This window comes from Rhizobium sp. 01L410 (genome assembly GCF_056400165.1).
In genome coordinates this window covers 522,646-538,592 of record NZ_JBFTST010000002.1, presented here as the reverse complement: position 1 = coordinate 538,592, position 15,947 = coordinate 522,646, and the positions used below count along the sequence as shown (strand labels likewise).

General features: G+C 58.4%; 13 protein-coding genes and 2 pseudogenes. 4 read left to right on the top strand and 11 right to left on the bottom strand.

Going from position 1 to position 15,947, the window contains the following annotated elements:
• Nucleotides 1–244: 244 nt before the first annotated feature.
• The 3 genes and pseudogenes from AC1DV9_RS07195 to metG form a co-directional block, all read right to left on the bottom strand.
• On the bottom strand, nt 245–1,066 hold the full coding sequence (locus tag AC1DV9_RS07195; RefSeq protein WP_477946941.1) for an MBL fold metallo-hydrolase: 822 nt from the start codon (nt 1,064–1,066) through the stop codon (nt 245–247).
• A 4-nt stretch (nt 1,067–1,070) separates the two neighbouring features.
• Nucleotides 1,071–1,853, bottom strand: a complete 783-nt coding sequence (locus tag AC1DV9_RS07190) for a TatD family hydrolase (protein ID WP_477946940.1) — start codon at nt 1,851–1,853, stop codon at nt 1,071–1,073.
• A 9-nt stretch (nt 1,854–1,862) separates the two neighbouring features.
• Nucleotides 1,863–3,461: pseudogene (metG, locus tag AC1DV9_RS07185) on the bottom strand (methionine--tRNA ligase); the annotation flags it as partial.
• A gap of 182 nt (nt 3,462–3,643) precedes the next feature.
• On the opposite strand from metG, the gene AC1DV9_RS07180 reads away from it, so the two are divergent.
• Nucleotides 3,644–4,438, top strand: coding sequence for a sulfite exporter TauE/SafE family protein (locus AC1DV9_RS07180; protein WP_477946963.1), 795 nt, complete (start codon nt 3,644–3,646; stop codon nt 4,436–4,438).
• On the opposite strand, the gene AC1DV9_RS07175 is transcribed toward AC1DV9_RS07180, so the two are convergent.
• The 4 genes from AC1DV9_RS07175 to AC1DV9_RS07160 form a co-directional block, all read right to left on the bottom strand.
• Nucleotides 4,439–5,464 (bottom strand): DNA polymerase III subunit delta', encoded by a 1,026-nt coding sequence (locus AC1DV9_RS07175; protein ID WP_477946939.1) that lies wholly within the window; start codon nt 5,462–5,464, stop codon nt 4,439–4,441.
• Nucleotides 5,457–6,131 carry a dTMP kinase gene (gene tmk, locus AC1DV9_RS07170; RefSeq protein ID WP_477946937.1) on the bottom strand — a complete coding sequence of 225 codons (675 nt, stop codon included), beginning with the start codon at nt 6,129–6,131 and terminating at the stop codon, nt 5,457–5,459. The genes AC1DV9_RS07175 and tmk overlap by 8 nt, the downstream gene beginning before the upstream one ends.
• 144 nt (nt 6,132–6,275) lie before the next feature.
• Nucleotides 6,276–7,469 carry a D-alanyl-D-alanine carboxypeptidase family protein gene (locus tag AC1DV9_RS07165; RefSeq protein ID WP_477946936.1) on the bottom strand — a complete coding sequence of 398 codons (1,194 nt, stop codon included), beginning with the start codon at nt 7,467–7,469 and terminating at the stop codon, nt 6,276–6,278.
• A gap of 67 nt (nt 7,470–7,536) precedes the next feature.
• On the bottom strand, nt 7,537–8,625 hold the full coding sequence (locus tag AC1DV9_RS07160; protein WP_477946934.1) for a septal ring lytic transglycosylase RlpA family protein: 1,089 nt from the start codon (nt 8,623–8,625) through the stop codon (nt 7,537–7,539).
• Nucleotides 8,626–8,973: 348 nt separating this feature from the next.
• On the opposite strand from AC1DV9_RS07160, the gene AC1DV9_RS07155 reads away from it, so the two are divergent.
• Nucleotides 8,974–10,050: a tyrosine-type recombinase/integrase gene (locus AC1DV9_RS07155; protein WP_477946933.1), complete on the top strand. Its 1,077-nt coding sequence runs from the start codon at nt 8,974–8,976 to the stop codon at nt 10,048–10,050.
• A 38-nt stretch (nt 10,051–10,088) separates the two neighbouring features.
• Here AC1DV9_RS07155 and AC1DV9_RS07150 read toward each other — a convergent pair.
• Nucleotides 10,089–10,196: pseudogene (locus tag AC1DV9_RS07150) on the bottom strand (hypothetical protein); the annotation flags it as partial.
• Nucleotides 10,197–10,451: 255 nt separating this feature from the next.
• On the opposite strand from AC1DV9_RS07150, the gene AC1DV9_RS07145 reads away from it, so the two are divergent.
• Both AC1DV9_RS07145 and AC1DV9_RS07140 read left to right on the top strand, forming a co-directional pair.
• Complete coding sequence (locus AC1DV9_RS07145; protein WP_477946931.1) at nt 10,452–10,697, top strand: helix-turn-helix domain-containing protein; 246 nt, start codon at nt 10,452–10,454, stop codon at nt 10,695–10,697.
• On the top strand, nt 10,681–11,535 hold the full coding sequence (locus tag AC1DV9_RS07140) for a hypothetical protein (protein ID WP_477946930.1): 855 nt from the start codon (nt 10,681–10,683) through the stop codon (nt 11,533–11,535). The genes AC1DV9_RS07145 and AC1DV9_RS07140 overlap by 17 nt, the downstream gene beginning before the upstream one ends.
• On the opposite strand, the gene AC1DV9_RS07135 is transcribed toward AC1DV9_RS07140, so the two are convergent.
• The 3 genes from AC1DV9_RS07135 to AC1DV9_RS07125 form a co-directional block, all read right to left on the bottom strand.
• Nucleotides 11,513–12,994, bottom strand: a complete 1,482-nt coding sequence (locus AC1DV9_RS07135) for an Eco57I restriction-modification methylase domain-containing protein (RefSeq protein WP_477946928.1) — start codon at nt 12,992–12,994, stop codon at nt 11,513–11,515. The two genes, AC1DV9_RS07140 and AC1DV9_RS07135, sit on opposite strands and share 23 nt — an antisense overlap.
• An 849-nt stretch (nt 12,995–13,843) precedes the next feature.
• Nucleotides 13,844–15,031 carry a relaxase/mobilization nuclease domain-containing protein gene (locus tag AC1DV9_RS07130; RefSeq protein WP_477946926.1) on the bottom strand — a complete coding sequence of 396 codons (1,188 nt, stop codon included), beginning with the start codon at nt 15,029–15,031 and terminating at the stop codon, nt 13,844–13,846.
• Entirely contained in the window at nt 15,028–15,351 is a 324-nt protein-coding gene (locus AC1DV9_RS07125; protein WP_477946924.1) for a plasmid mobilization protein, read from the bottom strand. The genes AC1DV9_RS07130 and AC1DV9_RS07125 overlap by 4 nt, the downstream gene beginning before the upstream one ends.
• Nucleotides 15,352–15,947: the final 596 nt, after the last annotated feature.

The following is a 15,947-nucleotide window of genomic DNA, read 5'->3' as shown; positions in this document are numbered from 1 at the left end:
ACATGACGACTCCGAACATAAATGGCCTCGACCACGATGCACGTCGCTTGTCTTGCTTCCCAATGCTGACGTTCAGCTAGCATCCCAAGAGGCGACGACTGTCGCATCTCTAACTAGCCTATATGTCGCATCTCTAAAATGCCGCTACACACAAAGATCGCATAATCAACATTATGGAACAAAAAGCCATATCGACTACGATCAAGAGGCCCACAAATCCGCCATTTTGCAACCCTCAGCGCGCTTACTGATCGCTGAGTTCGATTTCGAACTGCATCTGATCATAGGCTGGTTCGACATGATCCGGCGTCTCGCCCATCACCGTGTCGTAGTCCAGCGGCGTATGCATATGCGTCAGGATCGCACGCTTCGGCTTCAATCTTGAAATCCAGTCCAGCGACTGCTCGAGCGACAGATGGCTCGGATGATAGCGATATTGCAGCGCGTCGATGACGAGCACGTCGAGATTTTCAAGCTTCGCTGCAGTTTCGGGCGGAAAGTCGCTGATATCGCTGCAGTAAGCGACATCGCCGATGCGGAAGCCGAGCGAGATGATATCGCCGTGCTGCTGCTCGTGCGGCCGGAACGAAATCGTGCCGCCGGCGCCTGAGATGCGCACCGGCTCCTCAATCGTCTCGATCAGCCGCGGCTCGACGATCGGCGGGTAATTGCTGCCTGGAGGCGTTTCGATGCAATAGCCGAAGCCCTGGCGGATGCGGTCCATGGTGAAGGCGTTTGCATGGATCGGCACGCGCTGATGACCATTGTGAAAATAGCCGCGCAGGTCGTCGATGCCGTGGATGTGGTCGGCATGCGGATGCGTGTAGATCACGGCGTCGATATGCTCGACCCTGGCGGCGATCATCTGCTCGCGAAAATCCGATCCGGTGTCGATGACGACGGTCGTCACGCCGCCATTATCGTCGAACTGCTGCACCATGAAGGATGCGCGTGTCCGGCGGTTCTTGGGATTATAGGGATTGCAGGCGCCCCAATCTCCGGTGATGCGCGGCACGCCTGGCGACGATGCGCAGCCCAGAATGGTGAAACGCCGCCGGTAACCCACGAGGCTAGATCCTCGGCATCTTTGTGAACAGCCGGAAGGCATTCTCGGTCGTGATCGCCGCCATGTCGGCATAGCTGAGCCCGAGCGTCTCGGCCAGCACTTCGGCGGTGTTCACGACGTAAGCAGGCTCGTTGCGCTTTCCGCGCCAGCGCTTCGGCGCCAGATACGGCGCGTCGGTTTCGACCAGCAGCCGGTCATGCGGGATCGTCTTGGCGATCGCGCGCAGCTCTTCCGACTTGGGAAAGGTCAGGATGCCCGAAAACGAGATGTAGCCGCCGAGTTCGACGCCGGTCTTGGCAAGTTCCGGCCCTGCCGAGAAGCAGTGCAGGATGAAAGGGAAGGCCCCCTTCCCTGTTTCCTCGGTCAGGATCGCCGCCATGTCCTCGTCGGCGCTGCGGCTGTGAATGACCAGCGGCAGCCGCGTTTCGCGCGCCGCGGCAATGTGGCGGCGAAAGCCGGTCTGCTGATCTTCAGGCGTCTGCGTGTCGTAGAAATAGTCGAGACCGGCTTCACCGATGGCGACGATCTTTTCATGCGCATTGGCCAGCCGCATGAGATCCTCGGTCTGGATATCCAGCTCTTCATTGGCGCTGTTCGGATGCGTGCCGACAGAACAGAAGACCGAGGGATAGCGTTCGGTGATGGCAAGCAGGCCGTCGAGCTTGCGCACCCGCGTCGAGATCGTCACCATCTGCTTGACGCCCGACTGATGCGCGCGCGCGACGATTTCGTCACGCTCGGCATCGAAGTCGGCAAAGTCCAGATGGCAATGCGTATCGATCAGCATCTGCAGTCCTTACGCCTCAGGCGCCACGTAGCGCGGGAAGACAGGCGTCGGTGCTTCGAGCTCGGTGCCCGGAACCAGGCGGCCCGCTTCGCCGAGCGCTGCGAAATCCCGCTTGTCCGCAGGCGCGGCAACGAGATCGAGCAGCTTTTCGGCCGACTGCGGCACGATCGGTTGCAGCAGGATAGCGAGCTGACGCACGACTTCGGCCGTCACGTAGAGCACGGTTGCCATCCGATCCGGATCGGTCTTCTTCAGCGCCCACGGCGCCTGGCCGGCGAAATAACGGTCGGTTTCCGAGACCACGGCGATGATCGATGCGACGGCCTTGTGGATCAGCTGCTTGCCCATATCCTCGCGGGTGGAGGCCAGCAGCGCATCGGCAGCCGCCAGCATCGCCTTGTCTTCATCCGTCAGCGGACCGGGTTCCGGGATCTTGCCGTCGCAGTTCTTGACGATCATCGACAGCGAACGGCTGGCAAGGTTGCCGATACCATTGGCGAGGTCAGCGTTGATGCGCTGGCCGATCGCTTCCTCGCTGTAGCTGCCGTCCTGGCCGAAGGAGACTTCGCGCAGGAAGAAGTAGCGCACCTGGTCGAGGCCGAAGTGATTGACGAGATTGACGGGATCCACGACGTTGCCGAGCGACTTCGACATCTTCTCGCCCTTGTTGAGCAGAAAGCCGTGGGCAAAGACACGCTTCGGCAGCGGCAAGCCGGCCGACATCAGGAATGCCGGCCAGTAGACGGCGTGGAAGCGGATGATGTCCTTGCCGATGATATGCACGTCGGCAGGCCAGTATTTCGCCCGCGGGCCGTTCCGGTCCTCGATATAGCCTGTGGCCGTGATGTAGTTGGTCAGCGCATCGACCCAGACATACATGACATGCTCGGGGTCGTTGGGAACCTTGATCCCCCAGTCGAAGGTCGTGCGCGAAACGGAGAGATCCTTGAGGCCTGATTTCACGAAGGAGATGACCTCGTTACGGCGCTCCGACGGGCCGATGAAATCGGGGTTCTCTTCGTAATGCTTCAGCAGCTTGTCCTGGTATTCGGACAGCTTGAAGAAATAGCTGGCTTCCTCCACCCATTCGACAGGCGTGCCCTGCGGCCCGTAGCGGACGCCATCGGCGCGCACTTCGGTCTCGTCTTCCTGATAGTAGGCTTCGTCGCGCACCGAGTACCAGCCGGCGTAGGAATCCTTGTAGATGTCGCCGTTGTCGGCCATCAGGTTCCAGATGTTGCGCGAGGTCTCGTGGTGGCGCTCCTGCGTCGTGCGGATGAAGTCGTCGTTCGACGCGTTCAACAGCTTCGCCATCGCCTGGAACTCGCCGGAATTGCGGTCGGCCAGTTCCTGCGCCGTGATGCCTTCGGCACGCGCCGTCTGCTGCATCTTCTGGCCGTGCTCGTCGGTACCCGTCAAGAAGAAGACATCACGGCCGTCTAGGCGCTGGAAGCGCGCCATGGCGTCCGTTGCGATCAGTTCGTAGGCATGGCCGATATGCGGCTTGCCGTTCGGATAGGAAATCGCGGTGGTGATGTAGAAGGGCTTCTTGTCGGTCATGGCGGACATCCGGCTTACTCTATAAAAATTGTCAGCCGCTCTTAGCGCATGTGATGGCGAAGAGAAACACTAAGTTTCGAAAGCAGCAGCGTTTTGACCGCCTCGCGGGCCTGCTGCGCTTGACGGGATTTCGCCGGCATTCTACGCCTTGGTGACAATTCCGGGCGAGGCACAATGACCGTCAAACATGAGCCGATCAACGCAGGCGCCTCAAGGTGTGCCCCGTGAGCCTGCCGCAAACGTTCCAGCCTCTCTATTCGCTTTCCGGCTTTCTCGTCGGCATGCTGGTCGGTATCACCGGCGTCGGCGGCGGCTCTCTGATGACGCCGATCCTCGTGCTGTTGTTCGGCGTTCATCCGGCGACAGCCGTCGGCACCGATCTACTCTATGCCGCGATTACCAAGTCGGCAGGCACCGCCGTTCACGGCATGCATGGCAGGGTGAACTGGCGCATCGTCGGCTCACTCGCCGCCGGAAGCGTGCCGGCCGCCCTCCTCATGCTTTGGCTGATGGCCGGCGTCGATCGCAAGAGCGTCGAAGTCGCGCACACGATCACCATTGCGCTTGGCTGGCTGCTGGTCGTGACTGCCTTCATGCTGATCTTCCGCGCCCAGGTGCTTTCCTTCGCACGTACGGTAATCGGCGAACGCGCCCCGCCCCGGCCGCTGACGATCGCGATTTTCACCGTCATTCTCGGTCTTGCTCTCGGCATTCTCGTGACCTTGACGTCGGTCGGCGCGGGCGCGCTCGGCGTCACCATCCTGCTGATCCTTTACCCGAATCTCGACGTTCGCGAGATCGTCGGATCCGACATTGTTCACGCCGTGCCGCTGACGCTGATCGGCGGCATGGGCTACTGGTTCATCGGCGAAATCGACTGGTTGATGCTTCTGACACTGCTTGTCGGGTCGATACCCGGCATCGTCGCCGGAAGCCTGCTGGCACCGAAGCTGCACGAGCGGACGATCCGCATCGTCCTGGCGCTGACACTTGCCGTCGTCGCCTGGAAACTGCTGACAGGCTGATTAAGGGCCGGGCTGCTTGATGTCGGACAGGATACCGAGGATCGTCTGCTTGCGGTCGAGGTTGTAGGCACCCGAGACGATGAGACGCTCGTTGACATCGGATTGCAGCCTCGCAAGCCGTTCGGCAGCACCGAGATCACCCGCCCTCGCCGCCTGGCGCGCCCGGTTCATCAGGTCGTCGCCGATATGGCTCGCGAAGAATTCGAAGATCGTGTCGCTTTCCTTGCCTGACAGCGCATCGGCCAGCCGGTGCATGGCGCGCCGCGCCGCCGGTCCCTGAGCCGATAGCACATCCTGATAGGCGGAGATGATCTCGCCGCCACCGTAATTCATCAGCTTCAGCGCCTCTCCTACGCTGCCCTTCGCCGCCGTCAACAATGCCCGGTCGTCAACCGCGGCGCCGAGATTGGCAAGTGCCAGAGCCAGCGCATCGTCGCCAAGCGGCGCGAGCCTCAGCGGCAGGCAGCGCGAACGGATGGTCGGCAACAGCTTGCCCGGCGCATGCGACAGAACGAGGAACAGCGCCCGCTTCGGCGGCTCCTCGAGAATCTTCAGGATGGCGTTTGCCGCATTGCGGTTCATGTCATCGGCCGGATCGATGATGACGATGCGCCAGTTGCCGGTGCCCGATGTCTGCGAGAAGAATTTCCCGGCGCGGCGCACTTCATCGACAGTGATCGCCGATTTCACCTTGCCGGTCTTTTCATCGACGGGCCGCGCAAGATGCAGAAGATTGTGCGAAGCGCCTGACGAAATCTGGCGGCTGACTGGCGACGCAGGATCGGGATCGGGAATGATCTCCGGCGCCAGCGCCGGATCGGGATTGGAGAGCACATAATTGGCGAAGCGGAAGGCGAGCGTAGCCTTTCCGATGCCTTCAGGGCCTTCGATCAGGATCGCGTGATGGCCTTTGCCGGACCTATAGGACTGCGAGAGAAACGCTTCCGCGTCCTCATGTCCGAAGAGCTTGGGATTTTCCGCCGGCCAGATAGCTCCATCCAGCAGGCCGGGCCGCTCCTCACTCATGAACGGCTACCGGCGTCTTTTCGGCCGCAATGCCACTCATCAGCTTGGTGATGATCGCAAGGATCTCGGCAGCGATGTCGGCCTCGTCCTGCATGGCATTGACGACGCGGCAACGTTCCGGTTCGCGGGCTGCGATATCGAGATAGGCCTCGCGGCGCTTCTCGTGCGTCTCCAGTTCTTCCTTCTCGAAACGGTCAGGTCCGTCGGCATTGCGCGACTTGACGCGCGCAAGTCCAGCTGTTGCAGGAATGTCAAGAATGACCGTGCAGTCAGGCACCACGCCATTGACGGCGATGCGCTGCAGCGTCTCGATGAAATCGGGTTCGAGATTGCCGGTGACGCCTTGATAGACGCGCGACGAATCCATGAAGCGGTCGCAAAGCACGATCTTGCCGTCGAGCAGCGCCGGGCGGATCACTTCCTCGACATGATCGTTGCGCGCCGCGGCAAAAAGGATCGCCTCCATCCGCGTTCCGAAGGCTTCGGCGGCACCCGACAGCAGCACGTAGCGCACCGCCTCAGCACCCGGAGAGCCACCCGGTTCACGCGTCAGCAGCACCTCATGGCCGCGGCTGCGCAACGCTTCCGCAAGGCGGCGGATCTGCGTCGACTTGCCGGCACCCTCACCGCCTTCGAATGTAACGAACAATCCCGTACCGGACGACAACAGCACTTTCCCGTATTCCCGACATGCCGCCGACAAAACGTCGGCAGCGCCTCGATCTATCTATCCGAAGATGCGCCCGGGCGAAACCTCGCTGTTTCCCGCCAGCTCCGCCTTCCCCGGTAATTTCACGGCAGAATGCGGCCTTCAGGTGGGCTCGGCTTTGTCCCATAGCCAGGAGAAGAACATCGATTCGCCGAGTTCGACCAGGGCATCGACAGCCCGGCTGGTCAGCGATCCCACCGCGATAGTCTGCACCGTATAGAGCGGCACCTCGCGCAGCACCCGGCCGCCGGCAGAAATCACCAGCGTCCCGGCTTCGGCGTCAGCTGCGACCGGCGCCGTCAGCGGCCAGCGATAGATGATCCTCGCCGCCAGCCGGTCCGGATTGCTGACCGGGATATAGACGCTGACAGGCGTCCTGGCCACGAGATCGACATGGCCCGATTGTCCGCCATAGACGCTCGCCGAACCGACGACTTCTTTCTCGGCGAAGATCTGCCGCGTTTCGAAGCTGGTCAGACCCCATTCGAGAATACGCTTTGCCTCGTCGGTCCGCTCCTTGTCGGAGGCGATGCCGCCGAGCGCCAGGAACAGCCGTTTGCCGTCGCGCTCGACCGAGGCGACGATCGAGAAGCCTTCGCCCTCGGCAAAGCCGGTCGCCAGACCGTCGGCGCCGAGCCCCAGTCCGAGCAACGGGTTGCGATTGCGCTGGAAGATCTTGTTCCATTCGAAGTCGGCCTGGGCGAAATAGGGATAATAGGCCGGATAGGTCTGTTGCAGATCCGCAGCCAGCGTCACCATGTCCCGCGCCGTCGTCTTGCTCTTGCCATCCGGCAGACCGGTCGAGTTTCCGAAGATGCTCTTCGTCATCCCGAGCGTCTGCGCCCGGCGCGTCATCGCCGAGGCGAAATTCTCCTCGGTGCCGCTCATGCCCTCGGCCAGAATGATGCAGCCGTCATTGGCGCCCTGGATCGCGACGCCCTTGACCAGGTCTTCGACGCGCACGCGGCTCTTCAAGGCCGCAAACATCGTCGCCGAACGCGACGGCGCACCGCCGGTGCGCCAGGCATATTCGGAGACCGGATAGTCGGTGTCGAGGGTGATCTCGCCGCCCTTCAGCGACGCAAAGACGATATCCATCGTCATCAGCTTGGCGAGCGACGCCGGCGAAAACGCCTGATCCTCGTTCTTGGCAAGCAGCACCGTGCCCGTCGAAGCCTCAATCATATAGGCCTGCGCCGCCTTGGTGACGAAGCCTGCGGGCGCGGGCTCGGCGGCAGCAGCAGATGAAGCGGCCGACAGCACGACCGCGCAAAAACCGATGAGACGCTTCAGCATTGCAAACCCCTGGCGCGAAATCGATTCTGGAGGTTAGTGATAGCGGCGGCCTGCCGCAATCGGCGTCTTAGCGCGCCGGCTGCTTTGCCTGCTGGCGTTTGAAAGACGCAAGGATCGATTCCTCAGTCAGGCCGTCGTTGCGAACCATCACAGCATCGAACGCGATCGGCACTGTCACGGTCCGAACGCCGTCTTCCTGATAGCCCATCGCCAGAGACCCCTGCCCCCAGCCATAGGGACGCTCGTAGGGAACGGGGCCGATTTCCGGCAGTACGATCATTTCGCCCATACCCTGCGGCGCGCTGAGCGTGCCGAAAGCCGATGGCGCCGGTGCGGGTGCCGCATTGTAGCGAGCGCTCGGCGTTGCGCCGCCATAAGCCGTGGCGGACATCGGCACAGGCACGCGTGACGTCTGCGGCGCCGTCAGCGTTCCCAGGCTCTGCAGCTGATCGCTGGTAATGCGGCGGTCATTGGAGGCGACCATCACGCCACTGGCAATCTGCCCGCCCGGATCGACGGCCGGAATACGGCTGCCCTTTGGCACGTAGGATGCCATCAGATAAGGCATGTCATGACCGTCCATGCGCGCCTTGCCGACGTACTGAACGCGAACGCGACCGGTGCCGCTATGCTTCATGTCGAGGAGATCGGCCGTCTTGTTTGAAAGGTCGATGATCCGGCCCTCGTGATACGGTCCGCGGTCGTTGACGCGCACGACGATCGACGAGCCGTTCTCGATATTGGTGACGCGCGCATAGCTTGGCAGCGGAAAGGTCGGATGCGCGGCAGAAATCGACAGCTGGTCGTAGACCTCGCCGTTGGCGGTCAGGCGGCCGTGAAAGGCCGAGCCGTACCAGGAGGCCACACCCGTCTTGCTATAGGAAAAGTCTTCCTTGGGATAATACCACTTGCCTTTGACCTGGTAGGGATTGCCGACGAGATAGCGCCCGCCCCCCTTCGGGATCGGTCCGCCCTCGACGACGCGCGGGCTGGCTTTGACGCCATATTCCTTCTCGGAGAAATATTCCTTCCCGTGGGCGCGCTTCTTCGGCGCCTGAGACGTTGTTCCGCATGCCGTCACCGCAGCGCACATCGCTGCCAGCGCCAGCCACCGCGCACCCGTTGCGAAAGACGCCGCCCCGTATTCCAACTTCATATGTCCCACGCCGCCAAAGATCGTTATGGTTAAGCAAGTGCCCTAAATCGGACCAACCCTGCCTACGCCCCTGCACCTAACGAGACTTTAATTGTGTGGCCAATGTGCCGAATTTGCGAACAATATCGCGGCGGTAGCGGTAATTTTAATCGTTATGGTTTACGGATGGTTAAATCAGGGGTGTTTCGCGTGGCGAGACATATGGCGGAAGAGGTGGGATTCGAACCCACGGTACGGTTTCCCGCACGCCGGTTTTCAAGACCGGTGGAAATTGATTGATTAACTTGCATTTTTTCGTTGTTTCTGCGATACGTTGCGGCATTGTTGCAGAAAATGGGTAAAACCGGCATGGCGAGCATTACGAAGCGAGCGGGGAAATGGACGGTTACGGCGCGCCTTCCAGACAGTTTCAAAGGCCCCTGCAAGTCTCGGTCGATATCGAACACCTTCAAGAGCAAGCGCGACGCCCAAGTCTGGATCGATGCAACAGAGTCTGCGATGCGCCTCGGCACCTGGAAAGACCCGCGGCTCGACTCGAAACCGGGAACATCGAAGGGCTATCTCGATCGTCCGTTCAAGGATGCCATTGAGGACTATCGTGACAAGATCACCCCCGAGAAGAAGGGGGCTGAACAAGAGGTTGCCATGCTGAACATGCTGGCGCGGGAAAACTTCGGACAGAAGACCGTCCGTGAACTTTCGGTCGACGATTTCGTGACCTATCGCGATGCCCGGAAGGAGGACGGAAAGGCAGCTTCCACAATCCGGAACAACCTCAACACCATCAGCGCAGTTTACGAATGGTTGATCCATGAAAAGTCTGTCCAGACGTCAAATCCAATAGCGTCGATCCGAAAGCGGCGGCGGGGTATCCCCCAGCCTGGAGCAGGCAGGGACCGAAGACTTCGGCAGGGAGAGGAAGAACGGATATGGTCAGCGCTTAACGGGGAGACTTGGCAAAACCGTCAATGGCAAGCGTTGTTTCCTGTCCTCTTGGACACGGGCATGCGTGCGGGAGAGGTTCGAAGCATTCTGGCGGGCTGGGTGCGGCGAGAATACGGCTTCATAGTAATCCCGGAGGAGAACGTGAAGGGAGACGAGCATCGATATGTAGCTCTCTCCGGCCGTGCCTACAACTTGCTCCTTCAGCAAGCCGAAGGCGAGCCTGACGATGCTACTGTCTTCAAGATGACGAAAAGTTCAGCCGAACATGAGTGGCAGAAAATCCGGGAGGCTGCGGGCTGCCCTGACCTCAGAATCCATGATTTGCGACACGAGGCCCTGAGCCGGATGGCGGCGAATGGTGCAGACCTGAAGACCCTGATGATGCAGTCCGGCCACAAGACTGTGGCTGTTCTGATGCGATATCTCAACCCTACGAAAGAAGAGCAGCGCGAGAGGCTCTTTGGCGGTGAGAACAGGTAAGGCGTCGACAACTCAATTAAAGCTCTCCCTAAACGAATCTACTCTATTGCGACATAGAAGGGGCTCTGACCGACTAGCGCGTTATTCCTTTTTCGTATTACGAAGGCTTCGATGACATGCACGCCACGGTAGGCTAGCTGTTCCCAACTTTCGTGAGACGGACTGAAGTCTTAGAAGTCTCCTCGAAGACATCCGGCTTGGAACGCTGCCTGGTCAGTATTGGTTATACGCCACTTCACCTCATCGTCTTGCGACGACCTGGGGATGCCCGTGGCCGTTATTGCTCTTAGCTTATTCTCTCGCCAGACGTCCAGCGTAAGCTCACCGATAGTTTCGGGCGCTATCACCAATGATACTTATCGTCCGTCGACTCATCATCATCATTCCTCAACTCTGCGTGTATGGTTTCCAAGGAGCACGACCAAACGATTCTCAAGAGATTTGGCGCGAATGTTCGAGCGCTTCGACTGAAGTTGTCGATGTCGCAGGAGGTACTTGCCGACCGAGCTGAACTCGACCGAACCTACATCGGTGGCGTCGAGAGAGGCGAACGCAATCTCAGTTTGATCAACATCGTTAAGCTTGCAACTGCTCTTGAAACCTCAGTCTCAGAATTGATGCGAGGTATAGATGAGCGTTGTTCGTAAGCTAAAGAGCGATTTCTTTCACGAATTCGAAAAGTTGGTTTTAGAACCGGTTAAGCGGATCGGCGCACAGAAGGACGACATCAGAAAGAAGGCTAAAGCCGTCAATGTGGTAGTCGCTGATGCTCGCCGCATCATTGAGAAAGGGTTGGGGTCAACCACGCTCTCAAAGCAAGACGAGCTCATTGTCCTAGAATATTGCACCACAGTCGCAAATCTCGAATACCGAAACAAGGTTTGGCCCTATGAGTATATGGCCTTATCTCGCCGTATGGGCGAGCTTTGGGAACGATTTTGCAAGTCGGCGTGGGAAAATCCAGTGCGGACCGGCGTTGCGCGAGTAGATGCACCGGACTTCGCCGAAGTGATGTCGAAGATACATCAGCGTGTCGAACCTTCGGTGCCTAAGGAGATCAAGAACGACTTCAGCAACTTGATTGGCCTCATCGACCCTATCAATATGCGTGAAGACGAAGTTTTCGAACTTGATGGGAAATTGTGTGTAATCGACTTCAAAAGCGGGTTTGGCTCCAACGAGAAGGGAAACACGCTTCGTCTTCTAGCTGTTGGGCGCGCATACAAGCTATACGATCCTGACGTTTCCCTGCTCTTTCTCGTCCGCCAGAAACAGAACAACAACTACCTCAACCGAATCCGATCCTCGAAGCTCTGGGAAGTACACACAGGGGTGGAAGCATATGAAAAAATAGACGAGCTTACGGGATCGAACATCTCAAAATTACGAAAAGAGATGATCGATTTTCAGAACGATCTTACAGGTGAATTTTGGGGCAGTCTTGGGTCGGAAATTGATGAGGTCAAGAAGTACTTTGATTGGTAAGAAGCGTACTGATCGCATCATCAATGGCGTGAAGGCGCTGTTTCCTATCGGGTATGAGTAGGATTTGCCTAAACGCCTCATTGTTGTTGCCCATTTCCATGTACCCTTCTGGAAGCGGTATGCGAGAAATGTAGCGCGCGGAGTTGTTCGCGCTCGGATTGATCGTCTCTTTTAGAACTTTCGTGACATGGGTTGAATTGAGGTACAGCAATAGGAACGACAGAAGGTCGGGATTCTCAGGAAACACGCCCACAACGCCCTGATCGAAGACCGAGTTGTTCATATAAGACGCGGTTAATCGTCCACTGGTAACCATTGGCAGGGCAATACCTTCACGGAAGTAAAAGCGCGCGTTCTGTAGTCTTGCTTTTTTATTTGTCCTGTAGTGTTCGACGGCGTCACGATTCCATTTGATCGCCCAGAATGTCTGCTCAAACGGTTCGCGATGTCCACCGCGAACCAATGGGACATAGGATGGGTTCAAAAATCCGTTTGCTTTTTCATCTTCTGTCGGCTCGATAAGTCTTACTTCTTCGTGCCAATTAATCGGATGTCCATTGGCCCTGCGCTGGAGCCTCAAGGGATCAAAGCCGAGGAAGGCATTGTTGTCGCCAGTGTAAATCCCCGTCCTGCACTCCGCTATATCTCCAAGGGTCACCGAATGGCTTGTCTTGGATGCCCGTCTTTTTGATGGAGGCACCCACCCCGTGCCAGTATTGGAGACAAATTCACTTGCCCCCTCTGTTTCCCACGCCACTTTTTCTATGTTTGGAAGCGCAGTCTCGTTCCGAAAATCTGCCCATTGAACGTCCTGAGCGGCTTGTCGCCGATCACCCGCAATGATGCAAAAACTCCCGTACCCAAATTGAACGGTCTCGAATAAACGAGACCGAAAGAGAACGATATGCGACGGGCTAAATTGCTCAACGAGAAACTTTCGAAGTGGTAGGTGGTTGTTACTACTCAGAAATGTATCTGGTACAATGAATACATATCGACCATCATCGACCAATCGCTCCAACGATAGCTTTAAAAACAATCCATAAGATTCCCTCACATAGAATCCCGGAAGTTTCTCTTTCAAGGCGCGTCTGAAGTCTTTCGAAAACTTCAAGCCATAGGGAGGGTTACTGATAACGGCATCATAACGGCTCAAGATTGATGGACGAAATAGGCCTTCTTCTGTTGCCAGCTGGATGAAGTCGCCGTGAATTAGATTGATTGCTCCATGGTAGGCTGCCTTGATGTGCTCAAGAGCCGATACGTCTATGTCGATAGCATCAATTTTGGCTGGTGTACCTCTAAGGTGGGCCAAAAACGCGCCTTTTCCTACGGCTGGTTCCAAGAGCGCTTTTCGCTCGACAGGGCCCAGAAGTGCGCCCATGAAATCGGCAATCCCGCCACGATTGGTATAGTGAGCTTGGGTGTTGCTGTCTGTGTAAAGCGCGCGATCTAGCATATATCCCTCAACGGTACTTAAAGGCATCTATTATAAGAATTTATCCAGCTTCAAGTGGGCACTGCTGATTTCAACACTTTTGCGTCTTGCGAATCCCGGAGCGGGTTGCAAACCGTCGCTGAGACATCGGGTTGCCTCGCCGTCGCCCTTCTTTGTCCGCGAGCGTCGCAACTTGATAGTGGATGACCAAGCTTCATCCGAATTCAATATTGGTGGCCTACGAGGCTCCCAGCGCGCTAGGGTGTTGACGTTACCGCCCAGACACCCTTCCCGACGCTCCCCCATCGACTCCAGGCGTGGCAACACAAAGTGATGGGCTATCGTCCTTGCTGGCTCTTTGATCGAGCCATGCGAGAGTGGATGTCAGGATGTAAACTTCAGTGTCTTCCTCGGTGTCTTGTCTGGCGTGGCGCTTTAAGAGCTCAGACCAGAGGTTCCACCGTTCGATATGGTTCAGCCAATCTACCGATGCCTCGGGGACACGTTTCCGAAGTTCCGACATGGCGTCTCGACGGGCGATGCCGCCGCGGCGGACGTCTTCGAACAGTCGGGCATAAGGGACCGCACCTTGCGACAACACGATATCAACGTAACGGGGCGCGACGTCGAGGCGTCGTGCCAAATCAAGACGCTGAGCGTGGCGTGGCGACATCGGCGGTGCTACATAACGTGGCGGCGGTAGCGTCGTTGACGAGGCACGTCGCAAGGCGAACGAAAACAACGCCAGAAGCTGTAGCGCGGCGGATTGCGCCGGGTTGACGTGCCTAGTGCGGCGGCGCTCGATCATATGCATCCGGAGCCGATCGTAACACGACCGGCGGCGACGTCTCTTTTGGGAACTGGCGTCTTTCATTGAAAAGGTCTCCGTAGATAGCTGTAAGAGGGAATCGGTGCTTGGCTTGGTTCGTTGGGCGGAAATGATTTCCGCTTCCGGACATCGGCGATCTGTCGGACCAGACGCACGGTCTGCGGCTCGAAAAGAGACGTCATCCATGCGGCGAGGTCTCGCGCGCGCCGCAACAGGTCGTCGAGGTCCATCTTTCCGATGCGGTAAAGCTCTAGTCGTTCCCGACGTCGCCCAGCGGCTACCGACGCGTCAACCGGTCGAGCCGTTCGGCGCAGGATTTCAAGACCACGGCTTGTTGGTGTTGCATGTTCAAGATCAGGTGCAGCACCTCCAGCATTTGACCGAGCCGGTCGGGCTGCTCCGGCGTTTCGAGCAACGAGAGAAGCGGCAGGAGGCGCGCTACAGACGTTTCCGTGCTCGCGACGATGGCCAGGACGTCCGCTCTGGCTTCCGATAAGTTGTTCATAGCGGGACTCCGTTTTCATGAAATTCTGGAACTCGGCACGTCGGACACCGACCGCGCGACAGCCGGCGGCAACGAACGCGCCATTGGTCGTCGTAAGGATGGGGCCCTTGTCACCCTCCGCGATGACGAGCCGCTGACGATCCAATTCTAGGTGGAAGGCTGCGCGTCCAAGGGCAAAGGCTGCCTTGAGTGCCGTCCGATCGAAGTCTTGGTTTTCACGCTCGGCCCGTTTCCGAGCGACGTCCGAAAACCCCTCCGTCCTGCGGCGACGTCTTTCGGCACGTGCCGGCTGAACTAATTCCCCGTGTTCGGCCTCGTATTGACGAGCGACGGCTTCAAGGCGGGCGAAATCGTTGCGGCAATCGAGAACCCGGAGGGTGATAGGATCAACCTCGGCCACCGCGACATGGAAGTGCGCGCGTCCTTCCTTGACGTGTCGGACGACGAGGCGCGGGCGATCTCCGCCGATCCTGAACTCTGTATCGATCGCCCGGATAAAGGCCGACAACTGTGCGGGCGACATCGCGCGTTCGGGCGAAACTGAAAGGTGGCGGACGCTGTAACGGCAGCCTTTCACCGTTGCGAGCACATGGGCATCGTCCAGCGCCTGCCGGTCTCCTGCGAGGACGTCGATACATTCGTTCTCGGCAACCTTGTCCAGAAGGTGGCGGGCAAGGTACCGAACGCCGCCGTCGCGACGGATGCGCGTCGTCTGCACGATCATGTCAGGAGTTTCCGGAGACGGGATCGAAGGGCATCGATATCGGCGAGGATGCGGGAGAGTTCGCCATGGTGCCCCACGATCCGTCCCGAGTTAGCGAGCCTCACTAACTGGTTCAGGTTCCCGCCGACGCGGCCCATTGCACCCAACGTCTGGGCAAGTAAGACGGCATGGCTGGCGTCGAAAGTCCGGGCGGGCATGCGGATGCCGAGGGCCGCCCGACGAACCAGTTGGGAAATCGAAAGACCCCGCGCGATTGCGATGTCCTTCATTTTCGAGAACTCGGTGTCGGTAGTTCGAACCCGGACAATCCTCGCGCGCATGCGTATCTCCCATCTACAGCCCCGCATAGGGGCCGAGGGGGTTCACGGGGGAGTTTTGCTCCCCCTGACCAGGGCGTGTGAGGACACACGCCATTGCTGGCTCTTTCCCTCTCTGTTGTCTGAGGAAATGATGGGCTGGGGATTCTGCCGGCGCAAATATGCTTCGGGATTCGAACTGTTTGGAACCGTGTCGATGGCGGACTTCCATGTGTCGAACTTCGAAAGGAATAGATCGAAACTCGAACCATTCACTTCGAATCTCGAAACGCTCATTTCGAATGTCGAAAGATGGGCTGTCGCGGGGACATCACGAGCCGAAATATGAAGTGTTTGTACATGATGGTCACCGTGGTTGGGTAATTTAAGCGTTCATTCGATTTTCGAACTTCCATCATCCGTTCGACTTTCGAACCATCGGCATCAGTTCGAAAATCGAACGATCCTGCGTAAGAGTGAAGAGCCGTCCAGTTTCGCCGAGCGGGTGGTGCGGGCGCAGGCGAAGCCGAGCCTCGGCCGCGACGGCGACAACTTGACGGATCGTAACGCCCATTATCATCCCGCACCCCGGATATGAAACCATGTCCGGGACTAGGCCA

What these genes read in the sequence shown, in the direction of transcription:
- AC1DV9_RS07190 (WP_477946940.1), bottom strand. Translation starts at nt 1,853, where the DNA reads ATGCTGATCGATACGCATTGCCATCTGGACTTTGCCGACTTCGATGCC.
- AC1DV9_RS07165 (WP_477946936.1), bottom strand. Translation starts at nt 7,469, where the DNA reads ATGCTGAAGCGTCTCATCGGTTTTTGCGCGGTCGTGCTGTCGGCCGCT.
- AC1DV9_RS07130 (WP_477946926.1), bottom strand. Translation starts at nt 15,031, where the DNA reads ATGATCGTGCAGACGACGCGCATCCGTCGCGACGGCGGCGTTCGGTAC.
- AC1DV9_RS07145 (WP_477946931.1), top strand. Translation starts at nt 10,452, where the DNA reads ATGGTTTCCAAGGAGCACGACCAAACGATTCTCAAGAGATTTGGCGCG.
- AC1DV9_RS07175 (WP_477946939.1), bottom strand. Translation starts at nt 5,464, where the DNA reads ATGAGTGAGGAGCGGCCCGGCCTGCTGGATGGAGCTATCTGGCCGGCG.
- AC1DV9_RS07135 (WP_477946928.1), bottom strand. Translation starts at nt 12,994, where the DNA reads ATGCTAGATCGCGCGCTTTACACAGACAGCAACACCCAAGCTCACTAT.
- AC1DV9_RS07140 (WP_477946930.1), top strand. Translation starts at nt 10,681, where the DNA reads ATGAGCGTTGTTCGTAAGCTAAAGAGCGATTTCTTTCACGAATTCGAA.
- AC1DV9_RS07155 (WP_477946933.1), top strand. Translation starts at nt 8,974, where the DNA reads ATGGCGAGCATTACGAAGCGAGCGGGGAAATGGACGGTTACGGCGCGC.
- AC1DV9_RS07125 (WP_477946924.1), bottom strand. Translation starts at nt 15,351, where the DNA reads ATGCGCGCGAGGATTGTCCGGGTTCGAACTACCGACACCGAGTTCTCG.
- AC1DV9_RS07160 (WP_477946934.1), bottom strand. Translation starts at nt 8,625, where the DNA reads ATGAAGTTGGAATACGGGGCGGCGTCTTTCGCAACGGGTGCGCGGTGG.